19 protein-coding genes are annotated in these 17,408 nt (G+C 38.5%); 9 read left to right on the top strand and 10 right to left on the bottom strand.

The features are described from left to right. Nucleotides 1-23: 23 nt before the first annotated feature. The gene (locus BUB03_RS09210; RefSeq protein ID WP_073062220.1) at nt 24-1,613 is read left to right on the top strand and encodes a hypothetical protein; all 1,590 of its coding nucleotides are present in this window, start codon (nt 24-26) and stop codon (nt 1,611-1,613) included. Continuing rightward, a complete protein-coding gene (locus BUB03_RS09205; protein WP_073062217.1) occupies nt 1,606-2,595 on the top strand; it encodes a hypothetical protein in 990 nt (329 codons plus the stop codon). The genes BUB03_RS09210 and BUB03_RS09205 overlap by 8 nt, the downstream gene beginning before the upstream one ends. Nucleotides 2,596-2,708: 113 nt before the next feature. Here the strand turns inward: BUB03_RS09205 and BUB03_RS09200 are convergent, their stop codons facing one another. The 4 genes from BUB03_RS09200 to BUB03_RS09185 are packed head-to-tail and all read right to left on the bottom strand — an operon-like array spanning nt 2,709 to nt 4,608. Next, entirely contained in the window at nt 2,709-3,035 is a 327-nt protein-coding gene (locus BUB03_RS09200; RefSeq protein WP_048501455.1) for an SUF system Fe-S cluster assembly protein, read from the bottom strand. 3 nt (nt 3,036-3,038) lie between these two features. Next, nucleotides 3,039-3,740, bottom strand: a complete 702-nt coding sequence (locus BUB03_RS09195; RefSeq protein ID WP_073062214.1) for a 3'-5' exonuclease — start codon at nt 3,738-3,740, stop codon at nt 3,039-3,041. Nucleotides 3,741-3,754: 14 nt separating this feature from the next. Further along, the gene (locus BUB03_RS09190) at nt 3,755-4,102 is read right to left on the bottom strand and encodes a tRNA-binding protein (RefSeq protein ID WP_040993193.1); all 348 of its coding nucleotides are present in this window, start codon (nt 4,100-4,102) and stop codon (nt 3,755-3,757) included. Then, on the bottom strand, nt 4,099-4,608 hold the full coding sequence (locus BUB03_RS09185) for a hypothetical protein (RefSeq protein ID WP_040993195.1): 510 nt from the start codon (nt 4,606-4,608) through the stop codon (nt 4,099-4,101). Before BUB03_RS09185 ends, BUB03_RS09190 begins: the two co-directional genes overlap by 4 nt. A 750-nt stretch (nt 4,609-5,358) precedes the next feature. Between BUB03_RS09185 and BUB03_RS09180 the strand changes: the two genes are divergently transcribed. Genes BUB03_RS09180 through BUB03_RS09170 form a run of 3 tightly spaced genes read left to right on the top strand, consistent with a single transcriptional unit; the run spans nt 5,359 to nt 8,039 of the window. Then, on the top strand, nt 5,359-6,255 hold the full coding sequence (locus BUB03_RS09180; RefSeq protein ID WP_073062746.1) for a complement C1q domain-containing protein: 897 nt from the start codon (nt 5,359-5,361) through the stop codon (nt 6,253-6,255). A gap of 10 nt (nt 6,256-6,265) precedes the next feature. Further along, nucleotides 6,266-7,114, top strand: coding sequence for a complement C1q domain-containing protein (locus BUB03_RS09175; RefSeq protein WP_073062212.1), 849 nt, complete (start codon nt 6,266-6,268; stop codon nt 7,112-7,114). A gap of 13 nt (nt 7,115-7,127) precedes the next feature. Continuing rightward, the gene (locus BUB03_RS09170; protein ID WP_228417815.1) at nt 7,128-8,039 is read left to right on the top strand and encodes a hypothetical protein; all 912 of its coding nucleotides are present in this window, start codon (nt 7,128-7,130) and stop codon (nt 8,037-8,039) included. 110 nt (nt 8,040-8,149) lie between these two features. On the opposite strand, the gene BUB03_RS09165 is transcribed toward BUB03_RS09170, so the two are convergent. The 6 genes from BUB03_RS09165 to BUB03_RS09140 all read right to left on the bottom strand — a co-directional run bounded on the left by BUB03_RS09165 (nt 8,150) and on the right by BUB03_RS09140 (nt 13,195). After that, on the bottom strand, nt 8,150-9,160 hold the full coding sequence (locus BUB03_RS09165; protein ID WP_073062209.1) for a trypsin-like serine peptidase: 1,011 nt from the start codon (nt 9,158-9,160) through the stop codon (nt 8,150-8,152). A 64-nt stretch (nt 9,161-9,224) separates the two neighbouring features. After that, entirely contained in the window at nt 9,225-10,070 is an 846-nt protein-coding gene (locus BUB03_RS09160; protein WP_040993199.1) for a caspase family protein, read from the bottom strand. 478 nt (nt 10,071-10,548) lie between these two features. Next, a complete protein-coding gene (locus tag BUB03_RS09155; protein WP_073062207.1) occupies nt 10,549-11,193 on the bottom strand; it encodes a response regulator transcription factor in 645 nt (214 codons plus the stop codon). Beyond that, nucleotides 11,190-11,960 carry a sensor histidine kinase gene (locus BUB03_RS09150; RefSeq protein ID WP_040993202.1) on the bottom strand — a complete coding sequence of 257 codons (771 nt, stop codon included), beginning with the start codon at nt 11,958-11,960 and terminating at the stop codon, nt 11,190-11,192. The genes BUB03_RS09155 and BUB03_RS09150 overlap by 4 nt, the downstream gene beginning before the upstream one ends. Before the next feature lie 18 nt (nt 11,961-11,978). After that, nucleotides 11,979-12,620, bottom strand: a complete 642-nt coding sequence (locus BUB03_RS09145; RefSeq protein WP_139258808.1) for a hypothetical protein — start codon at nt 12,618-12,620, stop codon at nt 11,979-11,981. A gap of 11 nt (nt 12,621-12,631) precedes the next feature. Next, nucleotides 12,632-13,195 carry a hypothetical protein gene (locus BUB03_RS09140; RefSeq protein WP_139258806.1) on the bottom strand — a complete coding sequence of 188 codons (564 nt, stop codon included), beginning with the start codon at nt 13,193-13,195 and terminating at the stop codon, nt 12,632-12,634. 416 nt (nt 13,196-13,611) lie between these two features. Here BUB03_RS09140 and BUB03_RS09135 point away from each other — a divergent pair, with 416 nt between their 5' ends. The 4 genes from BUB03_RS09135 to BUB03_RS09120 all read left to right on the top strand — a co-directional run bounded on the left by BUB03_RS09135 (nt 13,612) and on the right by BUB03_RS09120 (nt 17,242). Next, on the top strand, nt 13,612-14,193 hold the full coding sequence (locus tag BUB03_RS09135) for a DUF4840 domain-containing protein (RefSeq protein ID WP_040993217.1): 582 nt from the start codon (nt 13,612-13,614) through the stop codon (nt 14,191-14,193). A gap of 98 nt (nt 14,194-14,291) precedes the next feature. After that, a complete protein-coding gene (locus BUB03_RS09130; protein WP_073062199.1) occupies nt 14,292-14,858 on the top strand; it encodes an RNA polymerase sigma factor in 567 nt (188 codons plus the stop codon). Next, entirely contained in the window at nt 14,851-16,242 is a 1,392-nt protein-coding gene (locus BUB03_RS09125) for a porin family protein (RefSeq protein WP_073062198.1), read from the top strand. The genes BUB03_RS09130 and BUB03_RS09125 overlap by 8 nt, the downstream gene beginning before the upstream one ends. Nucleotides 16,243-16,279: 37 nt before the next feature. Further along, nucleotides 16,280-17,242, top strand: coding sequence for a T9SS type A sorting domain-containing protein (locus BUB03_RS09120; protein WP_073062196.1), 963 nt, complete (start codon nt 16,280-16,282; stop codon nt 17,240-17,242). The last annotated feature ends 166 nt before the right edge of the window (nt 17,243-17,408 follow it).

The following is a 17,408-nucleotide window of genomic DNA, read 5'->3' as shown; positions in this document are numbered from 1 at the left end:
ATTAAAAAAAGAAAAATCTTAAGATGGCAACACGTATTACCATAACAGATTCCGGACAAACTCAAACCTTAAATAGTCCGTTGGCTCCGGATACTCCCGATGACTCATTACAGCGCATCAGTGACGTTTATTTTGCCAAAAAAGTGACAACTGACAATGGAACAAGGGTAAGTTTCACAAAAATTGATTCTGCCCACGTGCAGCGGGATCACCAGAATCAGGAAATTCCATACGATTCCATATTGGGAAAAACGGTCTATCTCATCATAGAAACCAGCAATATGGCCACCCTGAGTATAGATGCCGTCATAAGACCTTCCGCCAATACCATGACAGAAAATACGGATACCTTACAGCTCATGCGTTTTGTATCTCCTGACCGGTATGAAGCACAGAGACTGTTTACGGTACAGGTAGGAAATTTTGATGCCCTGAACAACAAAGACGGCAGCCATGCCCATTATACTAATTTGCAGGCTGACCATATCAATAAAGCTATTATTAAACTGCAACTCAGACCTGATGGAAGAGCTGTTTTTGATGAATGGACCAGAAGACTGGCAGAGGGCAGCATCAATCTGGAAGTAGCAGTAGAAAGAACAGACAATAATCCATGTGCCTATAAAGACGAACAGCAGGAAGTAAACGGAGCCGGTATTTTCTTAAATGATACTGCAAGATTCAGGGTAGTCGGTAAAAATATATATAACATTCATCATGGCAGTAATGCTTACAATACCCTAGCGGTAATCAGTACAAATCCGGAAAGAAGAAGAAGGATTCAGAAAGTGCTGAATAACCATTCTACTGAAGTTGTTTTTTTCTACTATGACCAGAATGATAATGAACACAGGATCTGTTCCAGAATTAAAGAAACTGTAACCAGAAAAAGAAGAGTCAATACCATTCCGCCGCTTGCTCAGAGAGGAACTCTTTTGCAAACAATAGATTACACCGCAAACAGAGCTGCCGGAGAGAATATTGATGCCCATCAGCTATTGGTGTATTCCAATGGAACCCTCGGTGACGGGGCCACGGACAAATGGTATGCTAACCAACAGGGAAATGTAGAGCTGGTGAATATGGATATTTTAGGAAATGCAGGAGTAGGACCACAGATTTTTGAAGCATTCAATTATAATCAAAACGGGGTCATTATCCGGTATGGATTCCAGCATACAAGGAGAAGAAGCATTCAGCCGGATTTATTTGCCGGTTTTCTGGGATCATTAGCCCAATTCAGGCAGGAAGGACACAATCATTATATTGTTTCCCAGGGGTTTTCTTATTCTGATGCATCATGTTATCCCAGCGCAGAGCACGTAAATGGAGAGGCAGGGGATCTTAATTTGCTGACGACACAACAGGATGGAGTCAATACGATCCTTACGGCAGCGAATTTTGATTATGATAATGCAGTCATTCTCCGAAATATTCTCTATGATTTTGGATTTTTATTAGGGCGCTCAGAGAACTTTTCCAATACCGCAAATGCCAGTACTGCAGACAATGCCAGTACACGGTTACCCCATACAACCCATACAGCCACTCCGAGACACAATAACCATTTGCATGTTCACGGTTTTGCTCAAATACCAGATATTTATGCGTAACATTAACAGAGCCTGCTTTTTTGCCTTATTTTTCATTATTTCTTGTTTGGGTAAGTCTCAGGTAGCAAATGAGAATAAAACAATAAAAACAGAAGCATATTCAGCAGAAAAAAGAACACTTTTCAATACCAATAAAGCAGATTGTATAACGCTGCCCTTCGGCTATGGAGATATTTCAAGGCTAAAAACTGTTGATTCAGTTCTGGCTGCCATACAGGACCAAAGTAAATTGAAAGAAATTGAATCATTAAAATTTGATAAGGATATAAAAAAAGACCTTTTGTTGCTTCCTGAAGAATACAATGTTTTCCTGCCATTCAGCAAAAATGTTAATGAAAAAGTTGACAGGATCAAAATAGCATCTGACTTTCTGTGTTACGGAGAATACTCGTTGTATTTTATTGGTGTATTCAATACCGTTCGTTACGCTGACCCGTATATTGAAAAGATCTATTTAGTTTCAATGAAGAATAACCATCTTATTGATATGAAAAGAATATACCTGAATCACCAGGGAGAAATGGGGTTTGCCAACTATACCTTATTTAACATTGATAAAGATTATATCATTTCCTTACAGGACTATGAATTTACTGAAAGTCCTTTTAAGCTAAAGCCTTCAAGTAAATACCAGATTCTTCCTTCCGGAAAATTTTCCGTGTATTATCATCATGACGGTTCTTATCAAAATGAAGGAGAACAAGGTACAGTGAAAAATCACACGAAAGAGGGGAAATGGGTAGAATTTAAATCAAATAATCATTTAGATTTAAAAAAATACCCTGAATTTACAGATTCGTATACTTATCTTGAAGCTGAATATAAAAACGGTTTGCCTACAGGAAAATGGAATTTTTATAAATTATCTCAGGAATACAATGAAGAAACAGGAGAACCAATAATAGAGACAAGAAAAAAAGGGAAACTGATATATACTGAAACATATAAAGACGGAGTATTGAAAAAACGGGAATTCTATTGATAGGCGCAATCAATTAAAACAAGTCATAAAAAAAGCTCAGATTTACAATCTGAGCCATTATTTTATAAGCGATTACCAAAGCTAAAGTCCGGATTAGTTTCACCCCTTAGGTTTTAAAGCATTCCCAGTTCAAACTTCGCTTCTTCGCTCATCATATCCTTATTCCAGCTAGGCTCAAAAGTAAGTTCTAAATCTACACTTTTTACGCCTTCCACATCTCCTACCTTATCCTTGACCTCCTGCGGCAGGGATTCTGCAACCGGACAGTTCGGGGTAGTAAGGGTCATTATAATTTTTACATCGCCGTCTTCGGAGATCTGGACATCATAGATAAGGCCCAATTCGTAAATGTCAACCGGGATTTCCGGGTCGTAAACGGATTTTAAAACCTTAATGATTTCCTCACCAATGTCAGCAATTTGATCGTCTGTAAATTTCATTTTTTAATCTAGATTGATATTCCTTTTCAACAAATCTTCCTGACGCATACGCCGGAAAACATTTGCCAAAGTTAAGACATCTTTTTCACAATAGTCAACTATTCGCTGCAAGTCTTTTTCTATGTAGTAGATTGATGAAACCATTGAGCCGTCTATATCATCTTTGGGAGTGGGAATTCCGAACACATGAGCCAGTAATTCAAGGGAAACAAAACTTTTATAATCCCCGAATTTCCAGAGCTCCATAGTATCAATATGGGGAATCTCCCAGGGCTTTTTCCCGAACATCTGGAAAGGAACCGGAGGCTGTATTCCATTGATCAGATACCGTCTTGCAATCCATGGAAAATCAAATTCCTTCCCGTTGTGGGCACAGAGAATTACATTATTCAGTCTCGGGCTGTTGAAAATTTCTCCGAATTCCTGAAGCAGTTTTTTCTCATCGTGACCGGAAAAGCTCTTAATTTTTAAAGTTTCATTCTTTTCTACCATTCCGATCGTGATGCAGATGATCTTTCCGAACTCGGCCATGATACCTGCCCGGTCATAAAATTCTTCAGCAGTTACATCTTCCTTTCGTTGAAACCTTGTTTTTTTATCCCAGAGTTTCTGTTCGGCTTCAGACAGTTCGTCCCAGGATCCTGAGCCCGGAACTGTTTCAATATCAAGAAATAAGATCTTTTCTAGTGGAATGTGCTGTATCATATGTGTTGATGTTTTTATCCTACTGGCATACCGTTCTTTACAGGCAGGGAAGGGGTTAAAAGGGTAACATCCTTTTTGTCTTCACCATAAACTCCCATCACAAGACACTCGCTGAAAAAATTGGCGATCTGTTTTCTGGGAAAATTCACCACGGCCATTACCTGCTTTCCTATCAGCTCTTCTTTTCCGTAGAGGGAAGTGATCTGTGCTGAAGATTTTTTAATGCCAAGGTCCCCGAAATCTATTTCCAGCTGGTAAGAAGGGTTTCTTGCCTTTTCAAAATCGTTTACAGAAATGATTGTTCCGCATCGGATGTCTATTTTTTCAAAGTCTGACCAGGATATTTCCGGTTTTATCGTCATGGTAATGAATTAATTAAATGTTCTACTTCTGATTTCTGTGCTTCATATTTTTTCTGAAGTTCAGACCCTTCACCCATTCTTCTGTAATATTCCAATGCCTGGCCTCCGAAGAATTTCTTATAATGATCTGATAATTCCGGGATCCGTGGAAATACTTTATGAAAAAGCATTTCAGAATACGCTTGAAATTCCCGCTCATTTTTATCTTCGATAACCTGCCCGGGGGCTTTCTGACGTACATGAAGCATTTCATGGGCAATCATATTCAGGACAAGACTAAGATCAAAATCAAATAGATTCTTTGGAATCATTACGGTTTGAGGGCCGCCTAATACCCCTTCTGCCGTTAAAAGCATGGAAGTGGGCGAAAGCTCTTCCCGGAATCCAAAGCCGGCAAAGTTTTCATGTTCCAGGTCAAAAGAATGGATTAGAAATCTGGCGGCATCCAGGATCTGGTTGTGTTCCTTGTAAGCCTCAAGATGTAAGTTGATCTGCTCAAAGTTCATTCAGAATATGTTTTAAACAAATGTATTAAAATATTTATAGTGTTGCTTTCTTAAAAAGGAATTTAGAGAGGTTTTTTGTTCTTTTTTTAACCCCAAAAAAGGAGGATTATCTGCAATACGAAATGATAAATCAATAATCATAAAATCAATCATATTTTACATTTTAAAAAATAAATTATTGAATTATAGCAATTTGCTATTAAAATATTGTAGAAATTGTATAGCTTTGCAAAAAACATACATTATGAAAATTTTTATTCCTCCCTCGATTTCTTTAGACAAGAAAATACCATTTGATGGTACTCCCCAATCTTCTGCATCCTAACCGTAGGAAAAAATCTACAGGTACATCGAAATATATCGACGTGAAATCTTTTGACTGATTGCATAAAATCAACAATTTTGCAAAAAATTTATTCTCAATAGCTAGAATTGAATAGTTGCATAATAAAGTAAGATTCTAAAAGCACATTAAATCAAAAGAAACTCAACTATAAAAAGCTATAATTTTTAGAGTAAAATGTATTATTAATTACATGCCAAAAAATTTAAGCTTTGCCTCATCCCTCGAAAGCAAAGCTTTTAATTTGACTGAAGTGCAGCACCAAATATAAGATTTACATAATTAATAGGCATTTTACCAGGTATTAAGATGATGTATTGAATGCTATCTGATCTTGTTTATGTAGTATAAATTAAGATTAACGGACGATTAAATTTAATTATTACTTTAAATTTTAAATTATGAATATGAGAAAAGAAATACGCAAAACATTGATACTTCCCGTTTATTTTCTAATTAATATATTACATGCACAAATTGGAATTGGGACAAATAACCCGCAAGGGATTCTACACATAGATGGTGCAAAGGATAATCCGGCGTCCGGAACATTAACTCCAACACAAATTTCCAATGATGTTATTATAAATAAAACAACAGGTTTTATTGGAGCGGGGGTTCTGAATCCTCAGGTTCAGCTGGATATCAGATCAGCAGGAAGTGAAAACGCCCTTGGTTTAGGCACAACTACCATGTCGGCAGCAACGGCTGGTGCGGGTGCTACACGATACGACGTAAGCAGTGCACCGGTAGGACCTAAAATTGAAGTGTCTGATGGTGTAGCATGGAACAAAGCCTATATCGCTCCTCAAAAAGCGGTGGTTGTTCTTCGTAAAGTTTCAAGCCAGTCGATACCTACAGCTACTGCTACAACTATTATTAACTGGAACGAAGTACGTGACATGAGCAATAGTTTCGATCCCACTTCCGGTGAATTTACAGCTCCCCGGGACGGAACTTATACTTTTTTATTAACATTCAATTTTAACGGGGCTGTTATTAGTGATGGTTCCAGAGTTGAATCCCAATTTTATAACCCTACTACAAGCACAGTTCTTGCCAGCGTATATAAAACTTTTGGTCAGTCTATGACAGGTACATCCGATGACGCAAATTCTACACGCTCAACACAGGCTGGAGGATCGAGTACCGTTACCCTTACTTTGACCGCCGGAACGAAGGTAAGTGTGAGACTATATCAAAATCTTACCTCAGGATCCATTCCACTTAGGGTGACCAGTAACGCTTCTGATCCTGCAAACCCGGATGATGGATTTAATAATTTAACCATAATAGAACACTAAGATATAGATTATGAAAAAGCAAATCGGTATAACTTATAAACTATTCGCTTGTATTTTATTCTTCTCTGCAATTAAAACCACTGCACAGGTAGGATTTTTCACTCCCACTCCTGCGCAGCCTTTACACATAGATGCAGGGAAAGATAACGGCGCTGCTCCTGATGCAACAAAAATATCCAATGATGTTGTTATTTCATCACAAGGACAGATAGGCGTTGGGCTTTTAAATCCGGTTACTAAAGTAGACCTTCGATCTTCTAGCGACCAGAGAATCATTGGATTGGGAACTAATACTCAGAGTCCTGCTGCAGCAGGCGGAGGAGCAATACGTTACAATGCCGGTGGATTTTTAGAATATTCTGATGGCGAACAATGGATAGCACTGCCTCTGGCTCCTCCGACCAAAGCATTGGTGAATGCCAGTAAATCCTCTGCACAAAGCATTTCAAGTGCTACCACAACAGTCATTACAAACTGGACGGAAACCGTTGATTTAGGTACCGGTGCTGGTGGAGACTTTGATCCGGCAACTGGAATTTTTAAAGCTCCGCGTGATGGTTTTTATCTGGTTTCTTTCAATATTACCCTGGCTAATGGAAATATACCTAAAAATACATTTATAGAAACTGCGATAGAGAGCAGTCAGAGCACGAATAACATCCCTGTATTCAAAACTGTAAATTCTTACCCTGCTTTTCAGGCCGGTGCAGTAAGTAACTTTATAGGAGGCAATTGTAACGCTATCTTCAATCTTAAAAAAGATGATACCATACGGTTTAGTGTGAGACATAATATTGGGAGTGCCCGAAACACTCTGAACGACGGTAAATTAAATAATTTAAGCATCAGCGAATTGTAAAAAATATATGATGATGGGACCAAAAAATAAAATAAAAAGATTGATCAGTGCCTTTATTGTTTTGCCAATTGCAGTAACACAAATAAATGCTCAGATAGGAATAGGGGTACCCAATCCAACCAATCCTGTCGAAATAAAAACAGATGCAGGCAATATTATCATTAATAATTCCGGAAGAATAGGTGTACAGACAGCTAATCCAAAAGTAGCACTGGATTTGCGCGGCGGTACAAATAATGGGACTATCGCTATTGGTAATACTACAAAAACCGCTTCTCAGGCTGGTGCTGGTGCGCTACGATATGTGAACAGTCCTGCTATTGGTGTAAAGGGTTATTTAGAATTTTCCGACGGTACAAACTGGGTGAGCTTTTTCCCTAAAGGAAAACCTCGTATTATAGTAATGGCGAGTAAAACTACTCAGGATACCTATGTATTTGAAAGTGCAACCCCTTCAGAAATAGGGCCTAAATCCGGTATTGTCCAGAGAAGGTCTTCTTATTTAACCAATTGGACAGAAAAACTAGATTCAGATTCGGGTGTTCCAACCTCCAACTTTGATCCTGCTACAGGTGAATTTATAGCACCGCGTGACGGTGTGTATTTTGCAACTTTTACCTTCGCACTACAATCCAGCCAGGTAAATACCGGTTCCAATAACCAGACAGAGGCAATTTGGGAAGTTAGAAATTCGGCAGGTACCATCACCCAAAGGGTAAAAACCAATAACGGATATTCTTCCGATACCGGAGGAAGCCCTAATGCCGTACCGGTAGGCTCAGCCTGTACTGTAAGTGTCTATTTAAATAAGGGTGATAAATTAAGACCTTTTACCTGGATTACAGTAGCATTTGATGGTACAATCAGTCAGTTTGATGTTTCGGGAAGTGGAGTATATAATGCACTTACAATTGTTGAACAGTAAATCATTAAAATAATTTAATTCCTGTATTTTTAAATATCAGTTTGAAGTTCAGGAAGCATATAAAAAGAGCCCGGCATTAGCCGGGCTCTTCAGTAAAGATAATAAATTGGTTAAGGATGCTCGTTTCGGGCTCTTATAACAAGGTTAACAAGATCAGAACCGCCACTTGCAAAATTTTCACTTGGATTATGGGCACTTTGTGTAGCAACGGCATATGGAGTTCCATCCCAGTAACCCCAGAACGGGCCGCCGCTTTGTCCTGGCCAGATATCTGCTTTGTGGCTCATACTTTCATTATCGTCTGCGCTCCAAAAATCACCATCTAAAGCAATTCCTGTCTGGTAAGTAGGTCTTTGCGTTCCCGTTAAATCTCCCGGATAACCTGCATGCGTCCAGTAAGCCCCGCCATCCCACGAATCGGAATATGATTTTGAACCCAGCCATCCTGTACTGTTTCCAATGGGTCTGTCCAGAACTATGACTACATAATCGTACTGGATTTCCGTTGAATCAATGGTAGGTCCCGCCACTTTGTATTTATAATAAGTTAATGTACCCCAGGCACTTCCGTAAGGTGCACTTCCATTATAATACATAGGTGTGAATTTCAGCCAGCCTGTGGTGTTATTAGGCTGCCAGTCTACAATATGGGCACAGGTAAGGAGGTGTCTCGGACCGATCATCACTCCGCTTCCTGAACCCAATGCGCTTTCTACTCTTCCTACGCATCGCCAGGGATAGGCAGTAGAGTTATATACTTTTCTCTGATCAGGACCGAATATAGTTTTTACCCCTTCTGCGGCTAAGAAAGATTCTCTTTCAATAAATTTCGGCTTACGATCTTTTTTAGCCTCAAGCTTAGGCTGGTACTCAAAATCTGAATGAGTAGGATAGAAGTGATCGGTTTCCAGTACTTTTCCTTCTGCAGCTTTTTCGTTGGCAGGCATTCCGATCGATTTCATTCCTTTTGGGAAAGACCGTCCGTCAATGGTTTCCATGGCGGGTCCCTGGTTTGTTAGTTTTTCGGCATTGGTTAATTTTTCAGCTGATTTTGCTTTAACGGTTTTAAGTCTTGATACTTCTTCCGCTGTCATTGGTTTGTTACTTTCAGTTTTAGACATGATTGTTTAGTTTTTGTCAGTTTTTTCCTACTCTTTGGATGGCTTTTCGGATTCCGCCAGAATGTTATGAGAATATTTTTTGAGAAAATTCTGCCGGGATGCTTTCTGTCTGGTTGATTTGTGCGGCACCCATTGCTGCCAGAGCTATGGCAATCTGTTTATCGAGTGTTTTTCTTACAATATTACCGTTGGTCGCCCTTAATATTTTACATAAATGATAGGTGAAATATCCCCTGATCTGCCCGCTCATATTTCCTTCCATGGATACCTGGTTGTCTTTAGAAGCGGCCCATAATGTGTGGTTCATTCCAGTGACCGGGACTAAAGCTTTGGTCATGGTAATTGCTTTTTTTGAATTTTTGGACGACTGCATTTCGCTTGCATAGGTCATATAAAATTCATCTTCAAGCATAGGAGGAATGAAGCGTGGGGTTTCATAAGAAAGTTCCAGATCTAGCCCGAGATCCATTTTGCGGGTTCCCGTTCCTGAATGGCAGCAATCGAAAATAACTTCCAGGTTTACACCGGCTTTCAGTTTACTGAGCACCGTTTTGAAATCATCATCCCGGATCACACCGGCACTTGCATAATCGTGAGGACAAATAGCTTCATCCATACCGTCAATTTCCAGATCTGTTCCTATATTGGCTACCCTGGTTCCATGTCCTGAATAATAAAAGACAAGAGAGTCTCCTTTTACACTGCTGTTAACCAATGATTTCAGGTAATTTAATATATTGGCTCTGGTAGCATTTTGATTGGTGAGAATTTTAATCTTTGCCGGATCAAAACCGCATATTACCAATGTATTGGCCATGTCGCGTGCATCATTGATACATCCGTTTAGGTCCGGGCCGCCTGATCCGATAGGGGCATAGTCATTAATTCCTACTATTAGTGCTTTTTTCATTGTTATTAGTTTTTAAAATGCTCCCTACTCTGTTTAGGCTTTTCGGGTTCCGCCTTCAAGTGTTATTTTACAGGACAAAATTCCATCATTTAAGAAAGTGAAAACAGAGGCAAAGGACTGATTATATGGCAGGAAAAACACCTTTTTTGATGGTCAACAAGAGGTAGGTCTTTATATTGCGTGACAATTCTAATGAGTGATGAGTTTTTAGCCACGGATTGCAGATTACACGAATGATTGTAGATACTGGTAAATGATGAAAGCTCAGATAAGAAGCCTGCTTAATCGAATCAATGAAATTGATTCTTCCTTTGCTTTCCTTATACAGCATTAAAAAATTGAACTTTGCGTAAAAAAACAAACATAATTTTTTACAACAAAACTCTTCAATACAACTAAAAACAAAAAAATCCGGAAAATTGTAAAATCTACCGGATGAATATTGAGCTATAAATGTTTGTTTAAAGGAAAAACCGAATCAGCACAGATCATGCTTTAAGGCAAAAAGGACAAGCCCGGCTCTGTTCTTTATTTCCAGCTTGGTGAAGACGGAATCCCTGTAACCGTCGATGGTTTTAGGGCTGAGGAACATTTTGTCCGCAATTTCTTTGTAGGTAAGTTCGCTGCAGGCCCATTTGATGAATTCCTTTTCCCGGTCCTTTAATTCGGAAAGAAGGGAAGCGTTTTTTATGTTTTCTGATTTTACTTTCAATAATTTCTGGGCGACAAAATCAGTATAGAAACTGCCTTTATCAAATACAGTATCTATTGCCTGAAAGAGAATGGCAGGCTGCATATCTTTCAGCAGATATCCTTTTGCTCCGGCTTTCAGCATTTTGATGAGTACTTTTTCATCGTCTTCCATGGTCAGGGCAATTACTTTTATATCAGGATGATGCTCGGTTAGCCATTCTGTGGTTTCTATACCGTTTTTATAAGGCATGTTGATGTCCATTAGCACAACGGCCGGCAATTCGGGAGCGTTCTCTATGGCAGCTATGAAATCTTCACCGTTAGGACAATTCATGATAACACTGTACTGCGGGTTTTCCATGATCATGTTCTCCAGTGCCTTGGACATCAGAGTGTGATCATCAACGATAGCTATAGGGATAGTTTTCATGTTAAATGTTTATGATAGGTTATTGAGGTCTGTGTTCCTTTATCAATTTCCGACTGTATGGAAAATTCAGCATGGATTAATTTTGCCCTCAGTTCCATATTCTTCAATCCCGAACCGTCCTGTATTTTGGTGGTATCAAAGCCTTTTCCATTATCCGAAATATAAATTCGTAAAATGTCAGGGTTGTCTTCCAGCCTTATGGATACATTTTTGGCTCTGGAATGCTTTAAAATATTATTGATGCTTTCCTGAATGATCCTGAAGAGTATAAGTCCATGTTTTGGAGAAATGTCGATATCCTGTTTCTGGGTGATGAAATCTATTTTTAATAATTTTAGTTTCTGAATCCTTTTTACTTCTCTTTCTATGGATTCTGTCAGGCCGAAATGGATAATCTGCTCCGTGATCAGTGTTTTGGATAAATTCCTGATATCCTGGATGCATTCGCCCAAAAGTTCACTTAATTCATTTAGTTCTTCCTTTTCTGCATTTTTCAGTTTGGAAATCAGCTGATTTTGCCGTAAACGAACCACTGAGAGTTTCTGACCCACATCATCATGCAATTCCTGGCCAATATAATTCAGCGTCTGTTCCTTTATTTCCACCTGTGAAGTAGCCAGTTCTTTCTCAAACCGCATATCTTTTTCTTTTTGCGCTATCAGCAGGCTTGTTTTCTTTTTGATAAAGACCACATAGATGAAGATCATCATTAAAACGACAATAAGTAAGGTAATGGTGAAGGTAATAACCAAATTATTTTCTTCCATACTTCAAAAAATGCTTATCTAAGTCTGTCCAGTTTTATTCCAGATCAATCCTAACATGAGTATTCCGTTACTGATAAGATTCAACATAAACAAAATGAAAAAATAAATATGTTCTGAAACAGTAGTCCTGAAATACAGGATAGGAATACTCCCGATAAAAAGAATCAATAAAGACACCGATATCCAAAAAGGCAGGTAATTGTTAAGTTCCAGTATTTTATCGGAATTAAAGGTCTGATATAAAAATAAAATAATGGAAAATAACAACAAGAGGATATTGATATACAGCATGTTAAAAGAAAAATGATGCAGCAGGTCTTCCTCCGTATAAAACATTACAGCAATATTACCAACAAAAAGAACCAGTAAAAAAAGCTGTAATTTTTTAAGAACGTGCCAATACAGGAGCTGAAAATAATACAGCAGGTACATACAGAATACGACCATTAGAAAGCCAATCACATAGAACATTTCGGTAGATTGATGAGTAGATTTAAAATAGAAATAGCAAAAAATATCAATCAGGGAGAATAAGATATATCCTGCGATAAAAAACAAATTCTCTTTCCCGATTTTCCTGTATTTGATGACCATCAAAGCGATCACCAGAAGCGATATCACCATAGATATTTGCTTCCCTATTTCTATGTTCCAGTTCATGACTTTTATTTTTAAGGCATATCGGCTGTGGATACTTTAGGAGGAGGAGCCAAATTGGTCATATTCAGAACTTCCATGTCTGTCAGATTTTTATTTTCGTCCGTTGAAATAATTGCTCTGGACTTTACATTAGGATTGTCTTGTTTTAAACCTTGAGCAGTCGGCACCAGAAATATAGTCTGATAGCCGGCATACTCAGGTTTTGCCATTTTATTTCTGGGATGGTTCATCGGGTATTTTCCCATATAAATCCTGATTCCGGGGTTTTTAAGATGCTGTTTTTTAGCCGTTTCCTTTACGTAATGAATATAACCCTCCAGATCTTCCACAGAAAACCAGTACCATCTTGAATCGGGTTCTCCGTTTCGGTATTTGGTAAGAATTGCGTTGTTGGTTCTGGAGTATTCGTCATACAATATTCTGCCTTCACGATAGCTGATCAGTTTCTTTTTATAACTGTCGCTTACAGGTTCCTTAGGTGGTTCGGAGCAACGGGTGCAACTTAACATGCAAAAGCTTACGATAAGTACAACAAAAAGTGAACTTAAGTCTTTGATTGAAAAGAGAGTCTTCATTTTTATGGGTTTTAGTTTTATAACAAAATTAGGTAACTGCTCAACTCTGCAAAAGGGGGAAAACACTGTTTTTTACATAATAAATTTACGACTTTTTGTTTTGATTTTCAGGAAGTTCGTTGTTATTGATCAATTTTCGTTTGCTATTTTTTCTTAAGGGTAAACTTTCCTGTTTATTATTACATTATAGTTTTTGATTCCTAGTAAACTAAATGCTTAGTTATTGCAAGATAGATGGGGCCCACTTAAATTTTTCTAAAAGAAAAGAAATTGGTTGCAAATTTTATCCACAGTAAATCAACGAATTGCAAAAATAATTCCCCTTTTTTCAAAATTCCACGCAAGATTTCCCAAAAACCGGATTTTATAAATGAGTACTCAATATAATTAATGTTTAATGTTAAAAAAATAATGAAATGAAGAATTTAATAGTACTTAAAGTGATTACCGCCGTTTTGGTTATCTCAATCCTCTTTTCCCTGTTCTCATGCATGAATGAGGACAGGATAGAGGTACCACCTGTAAAGCTGGAAAATATTAACGGCAATTACAAAGGAAGGCTGATTACGGTACAGGGAGAGCTCAAAGCAGAGAAGATTGTTGACTTTAAAATAAAAAAAGATACATTGACATTTCCTGAGTTTCCCTTGAAAGAAATTGTAACGGCAGTAGTAAAAGATCCTGTAAAAGTGCAGAATGCCTTAGCAGCAATGGGAAAAGTGAAATATAACCTCAACTATAACGCTGCAGTAAATGCGGATAAAAATTGGGTAGAACTCACTTTTGCACCCAAAGATCTTGAACTTCAGATTCCCGTAGATGGAGTCAATAAAAAAACAGTTGTAACATTGGCAGCAAAACAGAAAGGTTACTTTTCCGGATTGGATTACACCTTGAGATTTGCTCTGGCAGCAGAAAAAATTACCGTAAATGGAACGGCACTTAACCCTTTTGAGCCTATTTACTATAATTTTCCATACTGCATAAAAACGAATTAATATTCATAAAATATAGACAATAGATTGTGGTTTGCCGGATGCAGTCTATTTTTGCTTTAAAATTTTAATCGGTATCAAAACCCGGACCTCAATCATACATGGAAGAAAACAAGGAGCAGATTTTGATAAGACGCCTTCTCACGAAGGAAGAAGCTGCCTGGAAAGAACTTTTCGGAAACTATTCCGGAAACCTTGCCGGAGTCTGTTCCCGTTATCTTTCAGGAAAAGATGATGTTCATGATGTTCTCCAGAACAGCTTTATTAAGATGTTTCGCTCAATAGAAACATTTGAATACAGAGGCAATGGTTCATTGAAGGCATGGATGATCCGCATTACCGTGAACGAAGCTTTAAAGCATATAAGACAGCATTCCGGCATTACAACAACCGATGATTTCGCGGAATATCCTGATATTCCCAATGATGAAGAACCCGATCTTGAGGAAATTCCTCAGGCAGCTATTATGAAAATGATCCGGTCGCTTCCGGATGGGTACAGAACTGTTTTTAACCTGTTTGTATTTGAGAAAAAAAGCCATAAAGAAATTGCCGGACTTTTAGGAATAGCAGAAAACTCTTCTGCTTCCCAGTTTCATAGGGCAAAAGGGCTGCTGGTCCAGAAAATTAAAGAATTTAAAATGTCAAAAAAAGCACAATATGAATAATCAGTGGCTGAATGACCTGCACAGGAAAATGGAAGACCACGAAGAGGATGTTCCGGATGGGCTGTGGGATGATATTAAAGACGAACTTTTTTCCGGAGAAGAAGACAAAGGAATTGCCGGAGGTTTGATGTTGCAAAATGATGACAAAAAAGAAGACAAAACAATTCCTCCCGTTAAAACAAATACATTGCTGTACCGTATTGGCGGAATGGCAGCAGCTATTGCCATGTTGTTCTTTACAGGAAAATTCCTGCTGGAAATGAATGCAGATAAAACAGGACCTCAAATATCAAAAAATGTTGAAAACGCAGATAGTTTTAAGCAAAACGATACAAAACACGAAAAGCAGGTAAAAACAGATACAGACGATCCAATCAATACTGTATCAGGTGATAAGTATAGCAGCCAGGGAGATCAGCCGGCAGGAAAGATGAGTGTTCATAACATTTTAGATCATGTATTGGGCAAAAAAATAACAGATAGTCCTACAACAATTCCGGGACACGGAGAAAGAGAAAGCGAAGTAAACCTTTTAACTAAAAAAGAACCTCCTGTTTCTGGCATTTCTCCAATCAATGAAAATCCGGTGCTGAATGAACAAAATGCGGGAGAGAATTTTAATAATAATGAGAAGTTTCCGGAAAAGTTTGCCGCTAATGATAAGCCTAAAATTTCTGGCCGTAAATCAAGGAAATGGATGCTGAGCATGCTTACAGGCAATGTTTCCTCCAATTCTTCCGAACAAAAATTTCCGGGCTACACTTCCATCAGCGGAGCGCCTATGACTTTTAGCGATATGTGGATTTCCGGGACAGACCCTGATCCGCTTACAGAAGTGCTTTTGGCTAATCAAAGTAAAGAAGTGGAAGCCAGGATAAGGCATAAGGTTCCCGTTACATTTGGAGTATCTGTATATTACAACCTTGGAAAAAGATGGGGGATAGGAACAGGGGTGAATTATACAAAACTTACCTCAGAACTTCACTCAGGAAGCAATTCAAATTACATAAAAGGTGATCAGAGCGTTCATTATATAGGTATTCCTGTGCAGGTCAATTATAATGTGATTCAGAAAGGGCGTTTTACAGGATATGTTACCGGAGGTGTGCTTGCTGAAAAAGCAGTCGCAGGAAAGCTTAAAACCCAGTATATCGTTGACGATGAAGTGCAGGATACACAGGAAGAGAAGCTTGATACTAAACCCGTACAGGTTTCCGTGAATTCAGCGGTAGGATTGCAGGTGAAGATTATCGATAAGATCGGAATATATGCAGAGCCCGGAATTGGTTACCATTTCAAGAATGACAGCCAGCTTAATACCATTTATAAAGAAAAACCTTTAAACTTCAATATGAAATTCGGGATCAGGCTTTTATTAGACTGATGCCTCTAAATATATCAAACCATTAAATATTTAACATATGAAACCAAAACTGATTTTTTTGGCTTTCCTTTTCATGGCCTTAATGAATATGAAAGCACAGTGCAACCCCACCATTACAAGTCCGAGGCTGGGCCTGAAATACCCTGATAAAGTTCTGTTCTGCAACACCGAAACAGAAGTACTTTCGACGCAGGCATTCGGAACTTACCAGTGGTACAAACAAGAATGGACCTGGCAAACACCCAATAACAATCCCTGGACTGCAATTCCCGGGGCAACCTCACAAACCCTTACCATTAATGGAAATGATGACCAGCTTTATTATTTTAAAGTAGCGGTTACACAGGGCGACTGTACTGCGGAAAGCCCTGCAATAATGGCAGATGGCTTTGCTTATGCGCTTCCTGCAATGATCAGCACGATGGCTCCCGGAACCTTTGAGGTGGTAGGAGCAGGAGAGCTTAATGTATGTACAGGTGCATCCGTAAAATTCGATGATGCTTTCCCTGATCTGTACGGAACCCATGTCTGGTACAGATGCATTCCCAGCAGCCCGCCGCCTTCGCCGGGAGATCCCTGCGTCATCAATGGGGTAACGGGAGATAGTTATGTGGCAACGGAATCGGGAGAATACGGATTTTATGCATGTACGGAATATTGCCCGGATCAGTGTGAGTTTTTAGGAACCGGAAACTTTGTAAAAGTCAATTTCGGAAGTTGGGAATTCTGCAGCCTAGGAACTGACGAAGTAAAACGAAAAGAAAATAGCCTGAAAGTATACCCGAATCCTACAGCGCAGTTCCTTTACATCGGAAAAGAATCTGATAAGATGTACAAAGAGATTTCTATTCTGGATATGTCAGGTAAAGTAGTCCTGCAGAAGAAAGATCACCGGTTTAATGAAGCCATTGACGTAAGCAGGCTTGTACCCGGAAATTATATTATTCTTTCCAAAGATTCAGAAGGAAAATCCTATAAGAATAAATTCATCAAAAAATAATGGTATATAGATTCCTTAATTAGTTTTTTTTAATCAATGGTAAGCCGGTATGGAGATAATCTGTGCCGGTTTGTCTTTTTTAAGAATAATTTGTTTCAAAATATATTTTCTAAAGGAAAACTATCCGCACAAAGGTGATTTTTTAAAATAATATATTATTTATTTT

Source organism: Chryseobacterium oranimense (assembly GCF_900129755.1).
In the GTDB taxonomy this organism is placed as follows: domain Bacteria; phylum Bacteroidota; class Bacteroidia; order Flavobacteriales; family Weeksellaceae; genus Chryseobacterium; species Chryseobacterium oranimense.
The sequence above is the reverse complement of the archived record's forward strand: the minus strand, read 5'-3'. Positions and strand labels throughout refer to the sequence as shown.